General features: G+C 43.5%; 20 protein-coding genes. 10 read left to right on the top strand and 10 right to left on the bottom strand.

Annotated features, from left to right (window positions below; translation table 11 throughout):
• The first annotated feature begins 112 nt into the window (after positions 1–112).
• Complete coding sequence (locus tag Q0E19_RS07815) at positions 113–991, top strand: hypothetical protein (RefSeq protein ID WP_294408642.1); 879 nt, start codon at positions 113–115, stop codon at positions 989–991.
• Between the two features lie 50 nt (positions 992–1,041).
• On the opposite strand, the gene Q0E19_RS07810 is transcribed toward Q0E19_RS07815, so the two are convergent.
• From Q0E19_RS07810 to Q0E19_RS07795, 4 genes are all read right to left on the bottom strand, one after another.
• Complete coding sequence (locus Q0E19_RS07810; protein WP_294408641.1) at positions 1,042–1,548, bottom strand: hypothetical protein; 507 nt, start codon at positions 1,546–1,548, stop codon at positions 1,042–1,044.
• Positions 1,549–1,612: 64 nt separating this feature from the next.
• Positions 1,613–3,187: an NAD(P)H-hydrate dehydratase gene (locus tag Q0E19_RS07805; protein ID WP_294408640.1), complete on the bottom strand. Its 1,575-nt coding sequence runs from the start codon at positions 3,185–3,187 to the stop codon at positions 1,613–1,615.
• 41 nt (positions 3,188–3,228) lie between these two features.
• Entirely contained in the window at positions 3,229–3,609 is a 381-nt protein-coding gene (gene acpS / locus Q0E19_RS07800; RefSeq protein WP_294408639.1) for a holo-ACP synthase, read from the bottom strand.
• Positions 3,610–3,620: 11 nt separating this feature from the next.
• Positions 3,621–4,136 carry a DUF6106 family protein gene (locus Q0E19_RS07795; protein WP_294408638.1) on the bottom strand — a complete coding sequence of 172 codons (516 nt, stop codon included), beginning with the start codon at positions 4,134–4,136 and terminating at the stop codon, positions 3,621–3,623.
• A 231-nt stretch (positions 4,137–4,367) separates the two neighbouring features.
• Here Q0E19_RS07795 and Q0E19_RS07790 point away from each other — a divergent pair, with 231 nt between their 5' ends.
• The 6 genes from Q0E19_RS07790 (at position 4,368) to cysK (ending at position 9,556) form a co-directional block, all read left to right on the top strand.
• Positions 4,368–5,165: an amidohydrolase family protein gene (locus Q0E19_RS07790; protein ID WP_294408637.1), complete on the top strand. Its 798-nt coding sequence runs from the start codon at positions 4,368–4,370 to the stop codon at positions 5,163–5,165.
• A gap of 57 nt (positions 5,166–5,222) precedes the next feature.
• Entirely contained in the window at positions 5,223–5,897 is a 675-nt protein-coding gene (locus tag Q0E19_RS07785) for an SH3 domain-containing protein (protein WP_294408636.1), read from the top strand.
• A 203-nt stretch (positions 5,898–6,100) separates the two neighbouring features.
• Positions 6,101–6,853, top strand: coding sequence for a Wzz/FepE/Etk N-terminal domain-containing protein (locus Q0E19_RS07780; RefSeq protein ID WP_294408635.1), 753 nt, complete (start codon positions 6,101–6,103; stop codon positions 6,851–6,853).
• Positions 6,853–7,599, top strand: a complete 747-nt coding sequence (locus Q0E19_RS07775) for a CpsD/CapB family tyrosine-protein kinase (RefSeq protein ID WP_294408634.1) — start codon at positions 6,853–6,855, stop codon at positions 7,597–7,599. Before Q0E19_RS07780 ends, Q0E19_RS07775 begins: the two co-directional genes overlap by 1 nt.
• 92 nt (positions 7,600–7,691) lie before the next feature.
• Positions 7,692–8,408, top strand: coding sequence for an acyl-ACP thioesterase domain-containing protein (locus tag Q0E19_RS07770; protein WP_294408633.1), 717 nt, complete (start codon positions 7,692–7,694; stop codon positions 8,406–8,408).
• A gap of 218 nt (positions 8,409–8,626) precedes the next feature.
• Positions 8,627–9,556, top strand: a complete 930-nt coding sequence (gene cysK / locus Q0E19_RS07765) for a cysteine synthase A (RefSeq protein WP_294408632.1) — start codon at positions 8,627–8,629, stop codon at positions 9,554–9,556.
• Between the two features lie 215 nt (positions 9,557–9,771).
• Here the strand turns inward: cysK and Q0E19_RS07760 are convergent, their stop codons facing one another.
• On the bottom strand, positions 9,772–10,788 hold the full coding sequence (locus tag Q0E19_RS07760; protein WP_294408631.1) for a LacI family DNA-binding transcriptional regulator: 1,017 nt from the start codon (positions 10,786–10,788) through the stop codon (positions 9,772–9,774).
• A gap of 226 nt (positions 10,789–11,014) precedes the next feature.
• Between Q0E19_RS07760 and Q0E19_RS07755 the strand changes: the two genes are divergently transcribed.
• Together Q0E19_RS07755 and Q0E19_RS07750 are read left to right on the top strand one after the other, a co-directional pair.
• The gene (locus Q0E19_RS07755; RefSeq protein ID WP_294408630.1) at positions 11,015–11,686 is read left to right on the top strand and encodes a response regulator transcription factor; all 672 of its coding nucleotides are present in this window, start codon (positions 11,015–11,017) and stop codon (positions 11,684–11,686) included.
• Between the two features lie 16 nt (positions 11,687–11,702).
• Entirely contained in the window at positions 11,703–12,785 is a 1,083-nt protein-coding gene (locus Q0E19_RS07750) for a HAMP domain-containing sensor histidine kinase (protein WP_294408628.1), read from the top strand.
• 58 nt (positions 12,786–12,843) lie between these two features.
• Here Q0E19_RS07750 and Q0E19_RS07745 read toward each other — a convergent pair whose 3' ends face one another.
• The 3 genes from Q0E19_RS07745 to Q0E19_RS07735 form a co-directional block, all read right to left on the bottom strand.
• A complete protein-coding gene (locus Q0E19_RS07745; RefSeq protein ID WP_294408627.1) occupies positions 12,844–14,121 on the bottom strand; it encodes a cation:proton antiporter in 1,278 nt (425 codons plus the stop codon).
• A 336-nt stretch (positions 14,122–14,457) separates the two neighbouring features.
• Complete coding sequence (locus Q0E19_RS07740) at positions 14,458–16,986, bottom strand: hypothetical protein (protein WP_294408625.1); 2,529 nt, start codon at positions 16,984–16,986, stop codon at positions 14,458–14,460.
• 17 nt (positions 16,987–17,003) lie between these two features.
• On the bottom strand, positions 17,004–19,103 hold the full coding sequence (locus Q0E19_RS07735) for an MMPL family transporter (protein WP_294408624.1): 2,100 nt from the start codon (positions 19,101–19,103) through the stop codon (positions 17,004–17,006).
• A 275-nt stretch (positions 19,104–19,378) separates the two neighbouring features.
• Between Q0E19_RS07735 and Q0E19_RS07730 the strand changes: the two genes are divergently transcribed.
• Complete coding sequence (locus Q0E19_RS07730; protein ID WP_294408623.1) at positions 19,379–20,059, top strand: TetR/AcrR family transcriptional regulator; 681 nt, start codon at positions 19,379–19,381, stop codon at positions 20,057–20,059.
• 59 nt (positions 20,060–20,118) lie between these two features.
• Here Q0E19_RS07730 and Q0E19_RS07725 read toward each other — a convergent pair whose 3' ends face one another.
• Together Q0E19_RS07725 and Q0E19_RS07720 are read right to left on the bottom strand one after the other, a co-directional pair.
• Positions 20,119–20,862, bottom strand: coding sequence for a 2-C-methyl-D-erythritol 4-phosphate cytidylyltransferase (locus Q0E19_RS07725; protein WP_294408622.1), 744 nt, complete (start codon positions 20,860–20,862; stop codon positions 20,119–20,121).
• A 48-nt stretch (positions 20,863–20,910) separates the two neighbouring features.
• Positions 20,911–22,059, bottom strand: coding sequence for a ribose-phosphate pyrophosphokinase (locus Q0E19_RS07720; RefSeq protein ID WP_294408620.1), 1,149 nt, complete (start codon positions 22,057–22,059; stop codon positions 20,911–20,913).
• Between the last annotated feature and the right edge of the window lie 239 nt (positions 22,060–22,298).

Here is a 22,298-nt window from a genome sequence, read left to right as displayed (position 1 = left end):
CAAATAATATATTGAAAAAGGGATAAGGCTGTGTTATAATACAATAGTAAAGTAGAACTTTGGGGAGTTTTTACATCTCAAAGCTCATATAAAGATATTGGAGGATATTAAAATGAAAAAATTTCTTGCATGTACTCTTGCACTCACAATGACTGCACTTACATTTGCTTCATGCGGATCTACAGATTCTTCTTCATCTGAAGCATCAGCTGACGCAACAACAACTACTACAACAACAGCAGCTGAAACTACAACTACAACAGCTGAAACAACAGCAGCTCCTGAGTCAACAGCTGATTCAACAGCAGACGAGTCTTCTGAGGGTGAGGGCGAAACAGCTAAGCCTATCGAGGATATGCCTGCAACACTTAAGAACTATGAGGACGCTTCAGTTTACTTCTCAACAGATAAGACAGCTGACGATTACGGCTTTGCTCCTATGGCTGAGAAGAACTTCGAGAACGATGAGTCACAGGTTACACTTTCAGTTGAGGAACTCGCTGGTATCCCAATGATGAGAGTTCAGGTCCTTGATAAGAATGGCGACAACTACAAGATCCCTAAGGTAAGATTTGATATGTCTAAGCTCTTCGCCGGTCATACAGAGGATCTTCCTAAGATTTTTGCAATAAAGATGGACGTTGTAACAAAGGCAGTTGGAAACTTCACAGCTGATGACGGTACAGAGTCACTCGTTCCTGGTAACTTCATGGGTTCATTCGTTACACAGCCTGGTAAGGATCCTGACAGCCTTAGCTGGAATCAGCTTTACGATTTCGGCGAAGCTGAGTGGACAAGCGAGTGGGGTTCCTATGAACTCGTTATGAGACCTGGTATCAAGGATGGTGCTACATTCGAGGATACAGATACAGCTCAGTACCTCACAATCATGAGATGGGGTATTCCAAACGAGGCTGACTTCTACATCGCTGATATCAGATTTGAAGACGAGGACGGCAACGTTATCGCTTGCGCTGATTTTGCTAAGTAATTTATTACATATAATTTTACAAAAAACTGCGGATAACCTCCGCAGTTTTTTTATGTAAATTCAACGGAAAGATAGCCTTCGATGTTAAGAGTTTTTATCTCACCGTCGGATATTTCAGCCGAAAAACTTTCTCCGGAAACCGTTCCGCTGCTTATGACGGATTTTCCGCTTTTTACTGTCGAAATGTCACGGCCTGCAATAAGGCTGTCTACCGACTTTGTTACCAGCGGTAAAATACCGTAATCCGGCATATTTTCACGCTGTACAGTGTAGTCAAGTCCCTTGTATTCCAGTCGGCAGACTTCTCCTGAAATGGTGAGCTTTAACCCCTCGATAGTTTCGGGGGCAGTAAATTCACATTCCCATATATCTGCACCGCCACGCTTAAAATCGGCTGAATATTCCTTTTCATCAAGAGTGATGTTGGCTGTTTTGTCGAATTTTTCGGGCAAAGCCTCCTGCTTGACAGCCTCACGCTTTCCTCCGCAGGAAGTGAACGTCAAAGCGGCTAAAGAGGCAAAAGAAATGACTGCAAAAATCCTGATCTTATTTTTCATAAATCGTATACCTCCGAAAAAAGGCTTTCTTCGCATTGAAGAAAGCCTTGATCTTTTGGTAATTTTACTGCTCTTGTTCCTGCTCCAGTTTTTTCAGAAATTTCGGCAGAGCCTTTATAATGTCTGTGGCAAGAATACCTCGCTCAGAATTTTCTTCGCTGAGCATTTCGGCAGTTTTGCCCATTATATAACAGCCGAGCCAAGCGTTGTTTGCGGGAGTTTCGGGACTTTGCGCCGTTAAAGAGGAAATTATGCCTGCCAGCATATCTCCCGAACCGCCTTTTGCAAGGGCTGTGCAGCCTGCGGAATTTATCATTACCCGACCGCCGCTGCAAACTAAGGTCTGAGCGCTCTTTGCGGCAACGATAACTCCGTATTTCTTTGAAAATTCCGACGCATATTTCAGCCTGTCCGACATGATCTCTGCCGTTGAAACTCCGCAAAGCCTTGCGAGTTCAGCAGGGTGCGGCGTTAAAATTACCGTTGACTTTTTCTTCAACAGTACATCTATATTCGGACAAAGTGAATTTATTCCGTCTGCGTCAAGAACTATTGGAACAGGGGATTTTTCCACCAATTCTTTTACAAGTTTTTCAGTTTCGGCGGTGTGACCCAGTCCGCAGCCGAGCAAAAGGCATTGTGCGCCACTAAGCTTTTCAAGTATCGTATCGGCATTTTCGCCGGTCAAAAACCCGTTTTCATCGCATTTCATAGCCGAAAAAGTACATTCCGGAATTGTGCAGGCGGCAGCCGATATAACTTCGGGCGCAGTGCAAAGATTAACTATCCCCACTCCCGTTCTGAGGGCGGAATGTGCGGATATAACAGCCGCACCGATGTAACTCCCCGAACCGCATACGCTGACAAGCTTTCCGAATGTGCCTTTGTGACCGTAAGAAGGTCTTGCAGGCAGCAGCTTTGCAGGGGGAAGATCAGCATTTTCTGTTATGATATCCGAAAGTTCCGCAGGCATATCGTCATATACCTCATTAGGTATCTTTATATCCTCGACAAAGATCTTGCCGCAAATTTCCTTTGCGGGCGAGATAGTCATTCCGATTTTTTTTGCGTGGAACGTTACCGTCATGTCAGCAGGGAAGGTGAGCGTACTTGCCTGACCGCTCTGAGCGTTCGCTCCCGACGGTATATCGCAGGCAATTTTGTATGCAGAGGATAGGTTCAGAATTTCAAACAAGATGTTCATATTTTTGCGTATATCACCTTTGAAGCCTGTTCCAAAGATGCAGTCCACAAGCACCTCAGCCTGTGTTATAACGGCTTTCATTTCAGCTGAGTCATTATACTCATAAACCGATATATCGTCTTTAAGACGCTCTCTGGCCGCTCTGGCGAGGTCTGTGGTCGGTTCACCGCAGCAAAGCATTATCTGCACGTCAAAACCTTTTTCAGCCAGCAGGTTTGCAGCCACAAGTCCGTCACCGCCGTTGTTGCCTTTTCCAGTGAGAATAAGGATCTTATTCAGCTTTTTCTTTTTGCATATCGCCTCGATATGTGCCGAAAGTGCCGCAGCTGCGTTATCCATAAGCTCTTTGAGGGACACACCAAGCTCGTCGGACTTGTGTTCGCAGTATGTCATCTGTGCGGTCGAAAGCACTCTGTTTGTGTATTTTTCAGACATTGTATACACCCCTTTTGATTTTATAGCCCATATATTTAAACTTAGTTATCTTCCTTTGGGAAAGCTATGACAACGGCGGACGCATAGTCTTTTGTGTGCGTTATGGAAACTGAAAAATCAACTCCCATTCTGTTTGCTGTATCAGCCGCTTTTCCTGAAAGTTCAAGGTATGGACAGCCGAGTTCGTCACGGAGAACAGATACTTCATGAAGTTCAAATCCTCGCACTCCTGTGCAGAGCGCCTTGCTGAAAGCCTCCTTTGCCGCCCAGTTTCCTGCCATGGACGGATAGGGGTCTTTCTTTGATGAAAAAAGGGCAGACTCCTTTTCGGAGTATACCCTTTCAATAAATCTTCTGCGCTGACAGCTGTCTTTTATTCTTTGGATCTCAACAAGATCCGTTCCAACTGTATATTTACCCATAGTGATCCTCTTTATATGGAATTTCTGAGATTTCTCGGAAGATGATGCTTTATAAGATCAAGCATATCTTCATCGGGCGTGAAAACAAGAGTTGTTTCGCCCAGCTTTTTGTTGTTTACGTCAATGTAGTAATCATCAGCCTCAGGATCGCAGGCACTTGCGAACACAAGTGTTCTGCCGTCCCTTACGGAGAAATTATCGTCAGCCTTTCCGACTGCGGTAGCATTTGTGATATTTATCGTAGCAAGACGCTTTCTTGAACGCTGTGCGATTATCTTGTCGATATCAAGGTCGCCGTTTGTGAAGATGTACTCATACTCCACATTAAGATTCTGTATAAGATAGTATCCGCCATATATGCAAAGGCAGGCAATGAAAATTCCTATTACTGCCCATTTCGGCACTGCGAGAACGAGAAAAATAATAGCGAATGCCAGTGCGACGCTTGCTACCATTATGCAGATCTTTGTTACGGTATCACGGCTTGTATTATGCTTTTTAACAATTTGTTCCTTAAAGCTATCCATTAATTATGATCCTCCATTGCAGAAAAAATCCTGCTAAAATTTATTATAAATAGAACATTATTTATTATAGCATATTATTCACCCCTTTGCAAGCCGAAATGTGTGAGAATTAAATGAAAATTGGCGTGATTTCTTGAAATGGGAAAGCCGATGTGATATAATAAAAATCGGTATCAGCTATATTTGTATATAATTTTTATTGAAATAATTGAAATAAGTGAGATGTATTTTATGGTCATTGATTTTCATGTTCATTGTTTTAATCCGAAAATAGCGGAACGTGCTATCAGCCAGCTTGAAAGCAGGAGCGGCATGGCTCCTTATACAAGAGGTCTTGTGGAACAGACTGTTGAAAGATTTGACGAGTGGGGAGTGGATAAGGGAGTTTTACTGCCGATTGCCACAAAACCTACTCAGCAGGTAATACTCAACGACTGGGCGGCTGAACAGGACGGCGGAAGATTAATCAGTTTCGGAAGTATTCACCCCGACGCAGAGGATATTCCGCAGGAACTTGACAGGATAAAGGCTATGGGACTGCACGGCATAAAGCTCCACCCCGATTATCAGGGGTTTATGGTCGATGAGGACAGAATGGACGCTGTATATGATGAGATAGAGCGACGTGATCTGCCTGTGATATTCCATGCAGGCTGGGACTGTGCATCACCTGATCTTGTGCATAACCCGCCTGAGAGGGCGATAAAGATGCTAAAAAAGCACCCGCATCTCAAGGTAATACTTGCACACCTCGGCGCAAATGAACGCTGGCAGGAGGTATATGATATCCTTGCAGGCATGGACGGAGAAGTTTATTTTGATACAGCTTTTTCATACAACTGTCCTGACGAGCTTATGGTGAAGATAATCAGAAAGCATGGCGCTGACAGGATACTCTTTGCAAGCGACTGCCCATGGGAAAGTTCGGGTAAAATGAAAGAGAAGATACTGAAGCTTGACCTTTCCGATGACGAAAAAGAGAAGATCTTAGGGGAAAATGCAGTAAGACTGCTTGACGTAAAGGGGTAAAATAAGAGCAAAAAACGAAAAGATATAAAAGATATAGTGTAAAAAGGTGAAACAAAAATGAAGTTTGAAAATAAAGGTAAGATCATTGCTGCCCTTGCGTGTGCCGCCGCTGTAAGTTCATGCGGTATCACAGAGTGGATAGGGCCAAGCACCACCACAACGCAATCAGCCACAGAAACGACCTCTGACCGACGAATGGCGGAAACAACGAAAACTGCGGTGTATACAGGTGATGTTGATAATGACGATGAGGGCATAGAGGGATATACCTCCACCACTAGTATGACAGGCGGAACGCTGGAGAATGATTACAGCCGTCCCGACCTCTATGACGAGGACGTAAGAGCGACGATGTCCTCCACAACTACGGTGAAAACTTATTACACACTGCCAAACGGCAGCGGTGTTACGGCGACCTCGAAAACAGCATCGACCACGACCAAAAAGACTACCCAGACTACTACCACAACGACCGCTTTTAAAGCTGACGCACTTTACAAGATGAGCGACAGCATGAAGTATTCATCAAATGTGAAGTATAAGGTCACTTCCGATACAACGTATCTCAACCTGCGTTTTGGTCCGTCAAAAAGCTATGACGTTCAGCTTAAAATCCCCGACGGAGAAACTATATACGGCAGGGGAGAAACTACTGACTCAAGTGGTAATGTATGGGTGTATACTGACTATAACGGTACGGCAGGCTGGGTAATGAGAGAACTGCTTTCATAGGCTTTTTGTGCCGTATTCAGGGCGTTTTACAGTAAATGATACAGCATAGCTTTATACTCTGACACAGTGCTTATTTAATGTGACGAATTTTGTCATTAAATGATAAAACTATTGACATAACTTTAAATATGCTGTATAATTAGTAGTATATGGTGTGCGTGTCTTGTGCGCTTATTTTGAAGAAAAAAGGTGGATATTTTAATATGGAAATGAATGTAAAAGACATTGTCAATCTTTTACTTAGCAGGATCAAGCTCATAATCCTCATTACGCTGCTTTGTACTGTTGCCGGTTTCTGTGTGGCTAAATTCGTACTGCCGCTTCAGTATACCTCCAGCATAAAGATCTATGTAAAGAACACAGCCGCTTCCAACAGCGACAACGTAAGCTATCAGGATCTTACGGCTGCAAAATCACTTGCGGAAACTTACATAGTTATCCTTAACGATACATCTGTGTATGAGGCTGTATCTGATAAGCTTATCGCAGATTATGACACAAAGGATCTTGCAAACTATTTTACAGTAGCTAAAGATGATGACGGCAAGGAGTATATCCCCACAAGCGAGATACAGGATATAGTTACAATATCTTCCGTAAACAATACCGAGGTACTTCAGGTTTCCTGTACTTGTGAAGTTCCGAGATTTGCGGCTGATATATGCACATATATCTCAGATATCGCTCCGGACCTTATCACCCGTGTAACTCAGGCAGGTTCTGTTGAAACTATCTCAGACGCTAAGATCCCCACATCTCCGAGCGGTCCGAATATAAGCCTTATAACAATTATCGGTTTCGTTATCGGACTTGCTGTTTCGATAATCCTTGTTATCATTATGGATTACTTCGACAATGCAGTAACAAGCGGTGAGGACGTTAAGGCAAGATTCAATGTTCCTATCCTCGCAGAGATACCTGACATATTTATGGATGAGAAAGGAGCGGGAAAATAATGCCTACAATAGCAAGCAAAAAGAAGATCAGCGCTCCCCAGCGTTCAAAGAGAAGAACTCTCCTTGACCCTAATATCGCCTTTCAGGTAACAGAGGCTTATAAGAACCTCAGAACAAATATAACCTTTGCTCTTGCAACTAAGGAGAGCAAGATATTTGCAGTTTCAAGCTCTATGGCTGCCGAGGGTAAATCCACCTGTGCGGCTAATATAGCTATCACAATGGCGCAGACAAAGTCAAAGGTACTGCTTATCGACTGCGACCTCAGAAAGCCTGTACAGCATAAGATGTTCAAACTGAAAAATGCAAAGGGACTTTCCACGCTCATGAGCGGAATACATTCCTTTAAGGAAGTCGTAAACGAACAAGTGATACCTTACCTTGACGTTGTTACCTGCGGTCCTATACCGCCTAACCCGTCAGAAATGCTGGCTTCAAACAATATGAAGGTGCTTCTGGATGAGCTTTCAAAGTATTACGATTATGTTATACTTGACACTCCGCCGATAAATGTCGTTACGGATACACTTACCCTTGTGAACAATATTGCGGGTATCGTGCTTATCGCAAAGCAGGGTCAGTCTACATATGACGCTCTCGGCGAGGCTATCGACGCTGTAAAGTTTGCAAACGGCTCTATTCTTGGAGTTGTTGTAAATAACGTTAATATCTCAGGCGGAAAATACAACTACAAATATAAATATAAATATCGTTACAGCTATTCTGCTGACAGCAGCGAAACTTAAACGATATTTTGTAAAACACAAAAAGTCGGCAGCTGCAGCTATAAATTGCGGCTGCCTTTTTGATTGTTTAATTTTTTTCAGGAGGAAAAGCTATGTATGAAATGAACAGACGTGTGCTGTGCAGTGATATAGGAGAGAATGATGAGGTGCGTAATGGTGCGCTTATAGATATTTTGCAGGACGCATCAAACTTTCATCTTGAAACTCACCCTGTTATGTCCCCTTATTTCAGAGAGGAAAACTGCGGAATGTTCCTTGTTTCACGTCAGATGGATATTATCCGCAGACCTGTTTACGGCGAGAATATCCATGTAAAAACCTGGACGGTGGAGCTTAAAAGAATGTATGGTTTCAGAAATACTGTTATTTATGGTGAAAATGGAGATGTCTGCATAGCCTCATCGGCAGGGGGAGCATTTATGGATCTTGCGACTCAGAAACCTGTAAGAGCGCCTAAAGAGCTTATCGACAAAGTGAAGGTATATCCTGTCCTTGAAAATTTTGAAAGCTGTTCAAGAAAGATAGCTCTGCCCGACTGTGAGCCGCAGGTGTATAAGGACGTTTATATCCGCAGATGCGATATAGATATGAACAGGCACGTCAATAATGCAAGATATGTGGATATAACGGACGAGTTTATCCCCGAAAATGCCGATGTCAGCCGTGTGAGGATAGAATATAAAGTGCCGTTGAAACGTGGCATAAAGGTAAATGCCCTCGTCTATACGCAGGGGAATATCATTGCCGTCAGCCTTGCCGATGACAGCGGAAAGGTATACTGTGTGGTGGAATATACTTTAAATAAGTGATTAAAATGGCTATAATCTCCAATTTGCACTAGCTGATAGGAGATTATTTGTGCATATAGCCGAAAACATATAAAACCTATTGACATAGTATGATTTATGTGATATATTATAATCACAGTAAAGAACAGAACGGCTGAGAGAAATGCAGATCGGTAATCATAATAAAGCATTTTGTCAGCGTGTCCGTAATATTATATTTTTGAAAGGGAGTAATCATAATGGCTAAGATTTATAAGAATGTTGGAGAACTTATCGGCAGAACACCTCTTTTAGAGGTTTCAAATTTCGCAGCAGCTGCAGGCGCAGAGGGCAAGATCGTTGCTAAGCTTGAATATTTCAATCCTGCTGGAAGCGTTAAGGACAGAGTAGCGCTCAATATGATCGAAGAGGCTGAAAAGAGCGGCATACTTAAAAAGGGTTCAACTATCATCGAGCCAACATCAGGCAACACAGGTATCGGGCTTGCAGCAGTAGGTACATCTAAGGGATACAAGGTTATTCTTACAATGCCTGAAACAATGAGTATCGAAAGAAGAAATCTTCTTAAAGCATACGGCGCAGAGATCGTGCTGACTGAGGGCGCAAAGGGTATGACAGGCGCTATCGCTAAGGCTGACGAGCTTAAGGAAACTATCGAGGGTGCAGTTATCCTCGGACAGTTCGTAAACCCTGCAAACCCTGCTGTACATTTTGCAACAACAGGTCCTGAGATCTGGGAAGATACAGACGGAAAGGTAGATATCTTTGTTGCCGGCGTAGGTACAGGCGGAACAGTTACAGGTGTCGGCAAGTACCTCAAGTCAAAGAATCCTGACGTTAAGGTAGTAGCTGTTGAGCCTGCTACATCACCAGTCCTTTCACAGGGCAAGTCGGGTCCTCATAAGATTCAGGGTATCGGCGCAGGATTTGTTCCGGATGTCCTTGATACAAAGATATATGACGAAGTTTTCCCAGTTGAAAACGCTGACGCTTTCGCAGCAGGAAACAAGTTCGCAAAGACAGAGGGTATCCTCGTTGGTATCTCTTCAGGTGCAGCACTCCACACAGCAGCAGAGCTTTCAAAGAGACCTGAGAACAAGGGCAAAGTCATCGTAGCACTCCTCCCTGACACAGGTGAGAGATATCTTTCGACAGCACTCTTTGATTAATATATAGTATAGTCAGAAAAGATAACATCATAAATTTGCCAACCCACGTATGCCAAGTCATACGTGGGTTTTGCACTTACATACCAAGTCATGTGTGGGTTTTGCACTTACATGCCAAGTTATGTATGGGTTTTTGGTGCATATATATCAGCAAAAAAATTTCATCACATAAAAAATCACCTGCCGCAGTATCGCAGCAGGTGATAAAGTAATTATCAGTCTATTCTGTTTTCAGGACGTGGAAGAACCGAGTTCTTTATAACAAGATCACCCTCGATAGTCCTCATTCTGTAAACCCCATTAGGATTGTTTATTCTTGAAAGCAAAGTTTGTACTGTAAGATCAGCCATATACTCAGCGTCAACGTTAATGGTCGTGATAGTCGGATTTGATATCTCGGAAATAAGATAGTTGTCATATCCCACGATGGATATATCCTCTGGTACAGAATAACCCATAGAACGCAGCTGGCGTATCGCATTGTACGCAGCCTCATCACAGTTGCAGACAAAAGCTGTCGGCATATTTTCCTTGTCAGGGAATTTCATTGTAATAAAGTCACGCTTGTCACGATCCTCTATTATCCATTCGTCCTTGATTTCAAAATCATGCTCTATCATTGCTTTGAGATAGCCCATATATCTGTCAAAAATGCTTGATGTGGCGAAACGTGAGCCTATGTAACCTATCTTCTTGTGTCCCATGCTGATAAGGTATGAGGCAAGCTTATAGCCGCCGTTATAGCCGTTCGTGACGATAGAGTCAACTTTCAGCCCAGGTACATAATAATCGAGCAGTATAAGATGCTCAACGTGTTCTGCAAGCATCTGAGCATAGCTGTCAGAAAGCTGTCCGAGGGAGATGAGTGCGGATATCTTCTTATCCGTGACAAAATGCGGCGGGATAAGGTTATCTTCGTCCTCCTGCTCCAGATTTTCGATTATGCAGTAGAGGTTCTCACGCTTCAGACGCTGAACAAGGTAGTTGTACAATGCCCAGTAGAATGAACCGTTAGGGTTGATGAATTTTGCGGGGATAAGCACACCGATATTGCTTTTTTTCTTAGCCGCACCCGCCTTTGGCGTTACATAGCCAAGCTCTTCCGCAACACGTTTGATCTTTTCACGCAGCTCGTCGCTGACACCGCTTTTATCGGCAAGAGCTTTTGAGACTGTTACATTGCTGGTATTGCAGGCTTTTGCTATGTCGATCAGGGTAACAGATTTTTTCATAAAGTCCTCCGTATATTAAAAATGAAGTAATATTAACTTAATTATAAACATCTTCGGTCATTTTGTCAATAGTTATGATTAATATTATGAAATTTTTGACGTTTTGACCAATTTCACGGATAAAAAATTTACATATATCAATATATTGTGAGGTAAGTTAATACGCTGTTAATATTTTTTCTGTACAATTATAAAAGATATATTTGCAGGCAGGGAGGTATATGGAATGTTTAATATAATGGTAGTTGAGGACGATGTGAACACACGCAGACTGACCTGCGATGTGCTGGAGGAGAACGGTTACATACCTATCGAGGCAAAGGACGGTATAGATGCACTTGATATCCTTGATGAAAAGCACGTTGACCTTATAATAATGGATATAATGATGCCGAGAATGGACGGCTATGAGCTTTGTGAAACGCTGAGAAAGTCGGGGATAGAAACTCCTGTGCTTATGGTGACGGCAAGAGAGACCCCTGTGGACAAGAAGCGTGGTTTCCGCACAGGTACGGACGATTATATGGTCAAGCCTGTGGACGAGGAGGAGATGATCCTGCGCATACAGGCGTTGCTCAGACGTTCAAAGATAGTCAGCGAGCATAAGATAACTGTTGGAAACACTGTCCTTGACTATGACGCAATGACGGTGGAGGAAAATGGGAATGTGACGGAGCTGCCGCCTAAGGAATTTATGCTTGTGTACAAGCTTTTGTCTTACCCGGGAAAGATATTTACCCGCCGCCAGCTTATGGACGAGATATGGGATATGGCGTCGGATACGGATGAGAGGACGGTTGACGTTCATGTGAACCGAATAAGGGAGCGTCTGAAAAACAACAGGGATTTTGAGATCGCAACTGTCCGTGGACTTGGCTATAAGGCAGTAAAACTTTGAAAGCAGGAGTGATAAGGTGTTCAGGTGGCTTAGAAATAAAATAGGGGAGGGGAGCAGGTTTTATTCCCTTCATGCCTATGTGGTGCTGTCGGTGTTTATGCTCATGGTCTGGTCGGGTTTCCTGACGGGAGCAGTAATGCTTATCTTTCACAAATTTTTCGGGAACATAAGCATATTGCGAACACCTGCTATGCTTATAATCTCCAGCATAATCGTCAGCTGTATAATCGGTTCTTTCCTGTCGCTTATGGGGACAAGGTTTCTTGTCAAGCCTGTTGAAAAGGTCATAAAGGCAATGAAAAGAGTGGAAAAAGGTGATTTTTCCGTAAGAGTTGATGAGAACGAGTGCGCAGGAGAGATATCCGAGCTTGTTAAAAGCTATAATAAAATGGCGCAGGAGCTTGGCGGCATAGAGATGTTCAGAGAGAATTTTATCAACAGCTTTTCCCACGAATTCAAGACCCCCATAGTTTCTATCGAGGGTTTTGCAAAACAGCTTAGAAAAGATAATCTCAGTGAGGAGAAAAAGCGGCAGTATGTTGATATAATCATATCCGAATCAAAGCGGCTGACGAACCTTTCGTCAAATATATTAATGCTTTCAAAGCTAGAAAATCAGCAGATAGTAACGGATAAGACACAGATATCCCTTGATGAACAGATACGCAGCTGCATACTTCTGCTGGAAAAGCAGTGGTCGGCAAAGAACATAGAGTTTGATATTGATATGGACAGCATACATTATGTTACCAATGCGGAAATGCTGTCACAGGCATGGGTGAATATAATCGGCAACGCAATAAAATTTTCCCCTGAGGACAGTGTTATAAGCATTTCGCTGAAAAGGTCGGAGGGGAAAATAAAGGCGGTGGTTTCAGATAAGGGGATAGGAATGAAAGAGGAAACTATCCACCATATTTTTGAGCGTTTCTATCAGGGCGATAAGGCTCATTCCGCTGAGGGCAGCGGTCTGGGACTGCCTCTTGTAAAGCGTATAATCGAGCTTAATGACGGCGACATAAGGGTAGAATCCCAGTATGGAGCAGGCACAAAATTTATCGTTCAGCTGCCAGATAACGCAGCTGATATATCAGAATAAAAATACAATAAGAAAAGGCTTGTCAGTTTATACCGACAAGCCTTTGTTTTATATCAGATCAATTATCTGAATTTTCGTTTTTGAGGAGAGCTTCCTGAGTTTCACGCTCGTATTCCTCGAACTGGCTCTTGCCCTTGAGGACTTCTGTTTCAACGATCTCATCGTTGCTGTCCTTGAATACGATCTTAAGGAAGATAGGTGTGATGATCGTTGTGGCAACTACCATGATTACGATAGGTGCGAAAACTGCGTCTGACATAAGACCGAGCTTTTGTCCCTTTGCCGCAACGATAAGTGCGACTTCACCACGGGATATCATACCCATAGCTATCTGTACGCTTTCCTTGTTTGTGTACTTGCATACCTTTGCGCCAAGTCCGCAGCCGATGATCTTTGTTATAACTGCGACAACGAGGAGCAGAATGGTGAAGATGACCATTTTTGAATCCATGCTTATATGACCCATATTAAGTCCTATGCTTGCGAAGAAGATAGGTGAAAGGAGCATATATGAGAGTGTTTCAAATCTGTTTGAAATGTAAGCTACGTCCTTAGCCTGTGAGATAGCAAGACCAGCTACGAAAGAACCTGTGATATCTGCAACGCCGAAGAATTCAGCTATGTATGACATACCGAGGCAGAAAACAAAGGTAACGATAACGTGTCTTCTGAGGTCCTTCTTGTCTCTCTTTCTCCACTTTGTAAATACGATGTGGTAAGCAACTGTACAGCCGATAGCCACAACGAAGAAAGCAAGTATCTTAAGCAGAACTGTTACTACGCTTACGCTTGTATCAGCAAGGCTGGTGATAAGAGTAAGGGCGATGATACCGAGGATATCGTCGATGATAGCAGCGCCGAGGATAGCGTTTCCTGCACGGGTGGAGAGCTTTCCAAGCTCTTTAAGAGTTTCAACAGTGATCGAAACTGATGTTGCGGTAAGTACGATACCGATGAAGATGTGCTGGAGAGTAAGTGATGAAGAAAGGTTTTCGCCCTTTCCTACGCCGAAAGCAGCGGCAAGTCCGAAACCGCCCAGAAGCGGCACGATAACACCGAGCAGAGCGATGATGAATGAGGCTTTACCCGTCTTTTTCAGGTCGGAGATATCCGTCTGAAGACCAGCGGTGAACATCAGCACGATAACGCCGAGTTCGGAAAGATCGGAGATGAATTCAGTTTCACCCACAACGTTAAGTACGGCAGGACCAAGTATAACGCCTGCACAGAGCGCTCCCACTACCTGCGGAAGCTTTAGCTTTTTGGTAACAAGACCAAGAATTTTGGTAGAAAGCAAGATTATAGCCAAAAACAGTATATAATTGTATTCTTCCATTTTTATTCCTCCCTAAACTGATTGACGGCACAGTTCTCATAAAACGTTCTAAAGGCAATACTGCTTTAAGATCGTGCGTCATTGCACAAAGCGGTATTGCCTGAGATATCATTCTATTCGGTTGTAACATTACTTTGCCATACACATTGATTATATGACATACCCCGACTTTTTTCAATGCATTTTTTGAACAAATATATCGTAATAATTCCACTTACTTTTATAAGCGGTCAATAAAATTTAATAGTCGCACAATTTTGGTGACACATATACTTATACCAAAAGCAAAAAGCGGGCGGTCATATGACCGTCCGCCTCTGGGTTATTTAAGTATTTTTATTCGTCCTTGGCTTCGATAGCTGCTGTTTCGTAAATGAACTTAACTTCGCCCTCTACACCGTCAGCAATACCTGAGAATGAATCATACTCTTCGCTGAGTTTCTGGAGCTGTTCAAGTCTGTTGAAGAGAGGCTTGATGTCATCGTCATAAGCGTCGATGATCTTGTCGATGCCTTCCTTCTTGAACTTCTCCATACCGTCCTTAAGTTCCTTAGCACCGTCAACGAGCTGTCCTACGCCGTCAACAAGTTCGCCTGAACCGCTCTTAAGGGTTGCGATACCGCTGAACAGGCTGCCGCTGCCGTCTGAAAGCTGTGCTGCGCCCTGTGAGAGCTGAACTACTGAGTTGTAGATAGTGTTTGTGCCTGCCTTGAGCTGACTTCCGCCGTCAGCAAGCTGGTTAAGACCTGAGTTAAGGCTTGTTGCGCCGTCTGAAAGCTGACCGATACCTGCGCTGAGAGTACCTACGCCGCTGTCAAGCTGCTTAGCGCCTGTGCTTGCAGATGTAACACCTGTTGAGAGGCTCTTTGTACCCTCTGAAAGTGTGCTTGCGCCGTCAGCAAGCTTTTTGCTGTTTGTTGATACCTGATATGCGCCGTTTGAAACCTGCTGTGCGCCGCTGGAGAGTGTCTTGGAGCTTGTGTACAGCTCGTTTGTTCCTGCGGAGAGTGCCTTTGCGCCCTCGTCAAGTTCTGCAAGACCTGCGTCAAGGGATTCAGCACCCTTTGAAACTGATGCGATGCCTGTCTTAAGAGCGGCAATGCCGTTTGTAAGAGTTGAAAGGTCAGTTTCTGCACTTGATGCGCCTGCTCTAAGACCTGCTGAGATCTGCTCCTGACCTGCGATAGTCTGTTCAAGAGTTGCGATCATTGTTGCAACTGATTCGTCAGGATTCTGAGCGTATATGTTCTGAAGTCCTGCAAGGACCTGCTTGTTGTATGCGATAGTGCTGTCAAGGCTGTCAGCGGCAGAAGTGATAGATGCTGTCATACCCTGTATCTGTTCAGGAAGAGCAGCTGCGCCTGCTGAAAGTGCGTCTATTCCGTCGCTTACCTGGCCGATACCGCTTACGAGAGCGGCAGAGCCTTTCTTTGCGCTTGTGATTCCGCCTGCAAGCTGCTTTGTTGAATCGTTAAGAGTTTTAGCACCGTCTGAAAGTTTCTTTGAACCTGTTGCAACGCTGTATGCGCCGTTGTTAAGTGTGTTTGCGCCGTCAGCAAGCTGCTGTGAACCTGATGCTACTGTTGCAGCGCCGTCCTTTACCTGCTTTGCGCCCTGATCTGCTGTGGAAAGACCTGTTGAAAGTGATGATGAACCCGACTTAAGGTCTGTTACGCCCTTATTTACCTGAGCAAAACCTGTAACCAGTGCGGAAGAACCGTCCCTTGCAGTAATGATGCCGTTGAGAAGAGTGTTTGTTGAGCTGTCAAGAGTTTTAGCTCCGTCAGCCAGCTGTGAAGCACCGCTGCTGAGAGTTTTTGCACCGTCGTCAAGAGTCTTTGAACCGTCATAAAGCTGACCGATGCCGTCGATAAGTGTTCCTGAGGAATCCTGCAGCTTTTTAAGTCCGTCATAAAGCTCAGATGTGCCGTCTGCAAGCTTGTCGGAAGCGTCTGCAAGGTCGCCGAGCTTATCCTTAAGTTCGTCTATGCCGTCGATATCATCAAAGTTGATCTCTGAGAAGATGCTGCTTGTGCCGATAGTGATAGAAGTTCCGATCTCGAAGTTCTTTACATCAGCTGTGAACTCGAAATACTCAGGAATGTCGATATCGTCATTGTCCTCAAGACCAAGGCTCTGAGTGAGTCCCGGAAGAGCACAGCCTACGAGGATCTGTCTGCTGCCGTCGGAAAGCACCTTGCCGTTTGTTGCCTCAACGTTTGTGAAGATATCTGTGTCGAGGATAACGCCTGTTGCCATCATGAATGGTGTGTAGATGTCTGTGTTCTTGCCGTCTATCTTAACTGTCTTTTTGGAGTTGTTTGTGTAATCGTATCTTACTGTAAGCTTTCCGCTCTTGCCTACCAGCTGATCCGGAGTAACTGTCTTGCCGTCCAGCTTGTAAGTTACCTTGATGTCAACAGGAAGCTCTGAATCGGAGTAGCCCTTGTAGTAGATATCTCCGCCCTCTGTGTTCCATGTGAGGTTCTCGCCGTTTGCACTGTAATCCTCATCTGTCTTTACGTTTTCTATCTTTGTCAGATTTGAAACGTCAGGCAGGGACTTTTTGCCCTCAGGGTTTTTCAGCCAATCGCTGACAACGGTCTTTGTTCTTGTACCGTTTGCATCTGTGATAACGTAAACTGTTTCGTCCTTAGCCTGAACTGTGCTTTTATCTGACTTTGAGGACTTCTTATCTGACTTGTCTGAAGATTTATCTTTTTTGTCTTTTGAAGAGAACTCAGAAACTGCTGCCTTGCTGTCGGCTGATGAATCATCTGAGTTAGCCAGAGCATAGATGCCTGTTGAACCGGCTGAAATAAGTACGGCTAAAGCGCCTGCGATTACTCTTGTATAATTTTTCATAAGTCGTTATCTCCTTTTTAGTGAATTTCAGGAAGCTTGTAGAGCTTTTCCTTTTTTGGACGCATACCCATTGTTGTATGAATGATTACCTTGTCGAAAAGCATAAGCATTGATGGAAGAACGCATATAACCGTTACCATGCTTATGAGAGCGCCTCTTGACATCAGCGTACAAAGCTGTGAGATCATATCTACGCTGGAGTAAACTCCTACGCCGAATGTCGATGCGAAGAATCCGAGAGCGCTGACCATAATGGACTTCATTGAAGTTGAAAGTGCGATCGTGACAGCCTCTGTCTTATCCTTGCCTGCGTTTCTTTCTTCCTTGTATCTTGTTGTCATCAGGATAGCGTAGTCAACGGTAGCACCGAGCTGGATAGTACCGATAACTACCGATGCGATGAACGGTATCGTTGTATTTGTAAAGCATGGGATACCCATATTTACTGTGATAGCGAATTCGATGACCGCTACGAGAATGATAGGAAGTGAAACGGATTTGAGTGCGATAAGGATAATTACGAAGATCGCAGCGATCGAAACTGTATTAACTACTGCGAAGTCGTGGTCGGTGATAGTGATAAGGTCCTTTGTTGCGGCAGCCTCACCGATTATCATGCCGTTCTTGTCATAGCTCTTTATTATCTTGTCGAGCTTTGTTATCTGATCGTTTACCTCGTCTGACGCTACCTTGTAATCAGAACCTACCAGCATCATCTGCCAGTCGCCGTTTTTAAGAATACTTGTTACCGATTCAGGTATTACCTCAGCAGGGATAGAAGGTCCGATAAGTGTATCAAGGCTCAGCGCAAAGCTTACGCCGTCAACGTCCTTGAATTCCTTTACCATGTTGTTGACTTCCTTGGAGGACATCTTTGAATCACACATTACGATGTGTGTTGAAGCCATTCCGTATTCGTCAGCAAGCTTTGAGTTTGCAACAACGCTGTTAAGATCCTCTGGAAGCGTATCTGTAAGGTTGTAATAAACGTTTGTGTTGATCTGTCCGTATACAGCAGGTATGAGCAGAGCAACGAAAAGAACGATAAATGCTACATGATGTTTTATAATGAATGCAGCAGGTTTGTCGAGCTTAGGAACGATATCCTTGTGCATTGTCTTTTCAAGTGGCTTGTCAAGGATAAGAATGAGTGAAGGAAGAACTGTGATACAGCAGATAACTCCGAGTACAACACCCTTTGCCATTACGATACCCATATCAAGACCGAGCTTGTATGACATGAAGCAAAGTGCAAGGAAGCCTGCAACTGTTGTTACTGAGCTTGAAACTACGGAAGATATCGTCTTTCCGATAGCTATTGCCATAGCCTCTTTATTGTCGCCGTTGCAGAACTTTTTCTGCTCCTTATAGCTGTGCCACAAGAAGATCGAGTAGTCGATCGTTACCGCCAGCTGAAGTACCGCTGTCAGCGCCTGAGTGATGAATGAGATCTCACCCTTGAGTATGTTTGAACCTAAGTTATAAAGGATAGCCATTCCTACGCTCACCATAAATATAACCGGAATAAGGAAGGAATCCATTGTGATCGCAAGGATTATACTTGTAAGGATAACTGCGATAACTACATACATTGTAGTTTCTTTAAGTGTAAGATCCTTTATATCCTCAACGATCGCCGTCATACCATTTACATAGCACTGTTCTCCTGCGATCTTTCTTATCTGAACGACTGCGTCGAGTGAAGCGTCATCAGATGTTGACTTGTCGAAGAATACCGCCATCATAGTGGAATCTCCGCTGTTGAAAATATCATATAAGTCGTCAGGAAGAACTTCCTTTGGAAGAGAAATGTCTGCGATGGAATCGTACCACAGTACGTCGGCTACCGCAGGAACATCTTCTATTTTTTCTTTCAGCTTTGCAACGTCCTTGTCCTCCATGCCGTCAAGCACTAGGAAAGCAAAACCGCCCTTGCCGAATTCGTCCAGCATTATGTCCTGACCTTTCATCGTTTCGATATCACTTGGAAGGTAGGAAAGTATGTCGTAATTGATCCTTGTCTTTGCCATACCGATAGAAGACGGTATCAAAAGAAGAATTGCAATTATGACAATGGGGATCCTGAACTTTACGACTCCCTTGCCGAATTTGTTCATTTAGCGTCATCTCCTGTTTCTGACTATCAGTCATTTTTTATTGCAAAAACAGTATATCACTAAAATGACCGATAGTCAATATTTAAAATTCCATTTTTCTCAATTTTGTATGGTTGCACAAAATGACCGTTAGTCATTTTTAAAAGCTGTGCAATTTGGACTATTGACATATCTTGTGGGAAAGAATATAATTAGATTAAGGCAACATTACGGGGAAAATATGGTGATATACCCCTGTAACAACTATCATTCTTTAATGAAAAGGGAGCGGTTTTATGGGCAAGCTTGACGCAAACAAAAAAGCAAAAGAGGATTCTCTACTGAGTACGGCGTATAAGCTGTTCACTGCTCAGGGCGTCAGCAAAACTTCAATATCTGATATTGTAAACAATGCCGGCGTGGCAAAGGGTACGTTCTATCTTTATTTCAAGGATAAATATGACCTTAAAAACAGGTTGGTGGCGCACCAGTCCTCAAAGCTTTTCACCAATGCGCTTGAAGAGCTTACGGCAAGCGGAAAGAAATTCACTTTCAACGAGCGTATCATTTTTATTATAGACAGCATAATAAATCAGCTTAATGAGAATAAATCTCTGCTGACGTTCATAGCTAAAAACCTCAGCTGGGGAGTGTTCAAACACGCTTTGACTGCTCCTGTAAAATCAGATGATCTTGATTTTGTCAGCATATATAATCAGATGCTTGAGGAAGCACCAAGCGATATATGCGAGCCTGAGATAATGATATTTATGATAGTGGAGCTTGTAAGCTCTACCTGCTATTCAGCCATACTTTATTCCGAGCCTGTGGAGCTTGACAAGCTTAAACCTTATCTTTACAGCTGCGTGAACAATATAATAGATTCACACATTTCGGGAAACTTCAACAGCGGCTGTATGGCAAATCAAAAAAGCATAGAAACCTCTGCTGCTGAAAACAGCAAGGCTGCGGTCTGATACACTAATAATGAAAATAAAAACGTCGGAAGATAGCGTTCATCTTCCGACGTTTTATGTTATATTGATTTGTCCGTTTCTTGTAATTGCTTTACGACAGCCTTTGCAAGGAAAAGGTCGGGGTCTGTGGTGATCTTGAAATTAAGATCGTCCCCTTCGACCATTCTTATAGGTATGCCGCATTCTGTGAAAATGCCGCAGGCATCTGTAAGAGAGGCTATTTTCTCTTCGCCAAGCTTTTCTATACATTCACAAAGCTTTTTTATGCAGAAACTCTGCGGTGTCTGGGCACGAAAAAGCTCGCTGCGGATAAGGTTTTCCTTTACATTGCAGCCGTCCGTACTTCTTATTACCGTGTCAACAGAAGGGATATATGTTCCGCAGACGGAAAATTCCTTTGCGGCTGAGATGTTGTCAAGAATAATTTTCTCACTGACAAAAGGACGTACAGCGTCATGGGTAAGCAGAACGTCATTCCCACTTATCTCATATTCTGCTGTGATCGCATCAAGTATTTTGAATATAGTGCCATTTCTGTCCGCACCGCCGTCCAAAAGAACTATCCTGTCATTGTTCATGCCGTATTTTTCAAGCAGCCCCTGAGCGTATTCGTGCCACTGCGGATTTATGCCTATATATATCCTGTCGATATCGTGAACTTTTTCAAATGCCATTACCGTTCTTATGAGTATAGGCACACCGCCCAGTTCAAGAAACTGCTTTGGCTTGTCTGCGTTTTTCATACGCATTCCGCTGCCGCCTGCCACAATGCCTGCAAAGATCATAGCGTCCTCCTGTATCATCAAAAAGCTCCCTGATAAGAGGGAGCTTTTGTTTTATAATATTTATTTTTACTTCTTGATGTTGTACTTTTCAAGGAGTGCAGAGATCTTCTGATGAGGATCCATAACTCTTGAAATAGAAGAATCGTGGTTGAGTGCTGCAATGAAGTATGCGATATACTTAGCGCAGTCAACTTCATAGAACCAAGGTCTGCTGAGAAGTTCAGGAGATCTGTATGTGAGGTTTGTGCCGAAAACGCCGTCGATGATGCCGTCAGCGTAAGCCTTGTCAAAGCTGTCAAGACCGTTTGTGAAGATAGCGTATGTTGCATAGCAGTAGATCTTGTTTGCCTTGCGCTTTTTAAGCTCAACAGCGATATCGAGCATAGACTCGCCTGATGAGATGATATCGTCAGCAATGAAGATATCCTTGCCTGTTACATCGTTGCCCATGTATTCGTGAGCTATGATCGGGTTTCTTCCGTTTACTACTGTTGAGTAGTCACGTCTTTTATAGAACATACCGAGGTCGATGCCGAGAACTGACGCATAGTACATATTTCTGTTGATAGCGCCCTCGTCAGGAGATACTATCATGAAATGCTGCTTGTCAGGTCTGAAATCGTCAAGGTTCTTGAACATAGCCTTGAGTACCTGATAGGAAGGGATAATGTTGTCAAAGCCCATGAGCGGTACAGCATTCTGAACTCTAGGATCGTGAGCGTCAAATGTAAGAACGTTTGATACACCCATAGCCTGAAGCTCCTGAAGAGCAACTGCACAGTCGAGAGACTCTCTGTAATTTCTTCTGTGCTGTCTGCCGCCGTAAAGAGAAGGCATGATAACGTTTATTCTGTGAGCCTTGCCGCTTGCAGCCTGTATGATCCTCTTAAGATCCTGATAGTGGTCGTCAGGCGACATACAGTTTTCATGACCGAAATAGTCATATGTTACGCTGTAATTACCCATATCACACAGGATAAACAGATCGTTTCCTCTTACCGTCTGCTTGATAAGTCCCTTGCCGTCGCCAGAAGAAAATCTAGGACAATCCGACTGTACAAGGAAAGTATCCTTGAAATATTCATTTTCATTTGCCCACTGGATAAGGTAGTTGTTTACCTTTTCTCCCAGCTCCTTTGCACCCTCCATAGCGATAATGCCGAGCGGCGCAACTCTGGAACTGTTGTCGAACAAAATTTTTTCAGCGCTTCCCATCAAATACATCCTCCGTTTTTTCGTTTAGTTTAAATATTCAGATCTCAAAGGTTATTTTAAACTAATCTGAGTTATATAGATTATTATACTGTATATAAAAACTTTTTACAATACCTTTGGACAAATTTTTCTTAACTTTTAACCTTTTCTACAAATTTATAAGGTTCAACCCCGATTATTTTATACGCAAAAATCAAGTAAACGTTTTACAAATGCAAAAGTTTCGGTTTGACAAAAAA

The organism is uncultured Ruminococcus sp. (assembly GCF_934476685.1).
In the GTDB taxonomy this organism is placed as follows: Bacteria; Bacillota; Clostridia; order Oscillospirales; family Ruminococcaceae; genus Hominimerdicola.
This window is presented reverse-complemented; position numbering and strand designations above follow the sequence as displayed.

Coding starts and splice junctions, on each gene's coding strand:
- Q0E19_RS07815 (WP_294408642.1), top strand. CDS start 113: ATGAAAAAATTTCTTGCATGTACTCTTGCACTCACAATGACTGCACTT.
- Q0E19_RS07810 (WP_294408641.1), bottom strand. CDS start 1,548: ATGAAAAATAAGATCAGGATTTTTGCAGTCATTTCTTTTGCCTCTTTA.
- Q0E19_RS07805 (WP_294408640.1), bottom strand. CDS start 3,187: ATGTCTGAAAAATACACAAACAGAGTGCTTTCGACCGCACAGATGACA.
- acpS (WP_294408639.1), bottom strand. CDS start 3,609: ATGGGTAAATATACAGTTGGAACGGATCTTGTTGAGATCCAAAGAATA.
- Q0E19_RS07795 (WP_294408638.1), bottom strand. CDS start 4,136: ATGGATAGCTTTAAGGAACAAATTGTTAAAAAGCATAATACAAGCCGT.
- Q0E19_RS07790 (WP_294408637.1), top strand. CDS start 4,368: ATGGTCATTGATTTTCATGTTCATTGTTTTAATCCGAAAATAGCGGAA.
- Q0E19_RS07785 (WP_294408636.1), top strand. CDS start 5,223: ATGAAGTTTGAAAATAAAGGTAAGATCATTGCTGCCCTTGCGTGTGCC.
- Q0E19_RS07780 (WP_294408635.1), top strand. CDS start 6,101: ATGGAAATGAATGTAAAAGACATTGTCAATCTTTTACTTAGCAGGATC.
- Q0E19_RS07775 (WP_294408634.1), top strand. CDS start 6,853: ATGCCTACAATAGCAAGCAAAAAGAAGATCAGCGCTCCCCAGCGTTCA.
- Q0E19_RS07770 (WP_294408633.1), top strand. CDS start 7,692: ATGTATGAAATGAACAGACGTGTGCTGTGCAGTGATATAGGAGAGAAT.
- cysK (WP_294408632.1), top strand. CDS start 8,627: ATGGCTAAGATTTATAAGAATGTTGGAGAACTTATCGGCAGAACACCT.
- Q0E19_RS07760 (WP_294408631.1), bottom strand. CDS start 10,788: ATGAAAAAATCTGTTACCCTGATCGACATAGCAAAAGCCTGCAATACC.
- Q0E19_RS07755 (WP_294408630.1), top strand. CDS start 11,015: ATGTTTAATATAATGGTAGTTGAGGACGATGTGAACACACGCAGACTG.
- Q0E19_RS07745 (WP_294408627.1), bottom strand. CDS start 14,121: ATGGAAGAATACAATTATATACTGTTTTTGGCTATAATCTTGCTTTCT.
- Q0E19_RS07740 (WP_294408625.1), bottom strand. CDS start 16,986: ATGAAAAATTATACAAGAGTAATCGCAGGCGCTTTAGCCGTACTTATT.
- Q0E19_RS07735 (WP_294408624.1), bottom strand. CDS start 19,103: ATGAACAAATTCGGCAAGGGAGTCGTAAAGTTCAGGATCCCCATTGTC.
- Q0E19_RS07730 (WP_294408623.1), top strand. CDS start 19,379: ATGGGCAAGCTTGACGCAAACAAAAAAGCAAAAGAGGATTCTCTACTG.
- Q0E19_RS07725 (WP_294408622.1), bottom strand. CDS start 20,862: ATGATACAGGAGGACGCTATGATCTTTGCAGGCATTGTGGCAGGCGGC.
- Q0E19_RS07720 (WP_294408620.1), bottom strand. CDS start 22,059: ATGGGAAGCGCTGAAAAAATTTTGTTCGACAACAGTTCCAGAGTTGCG.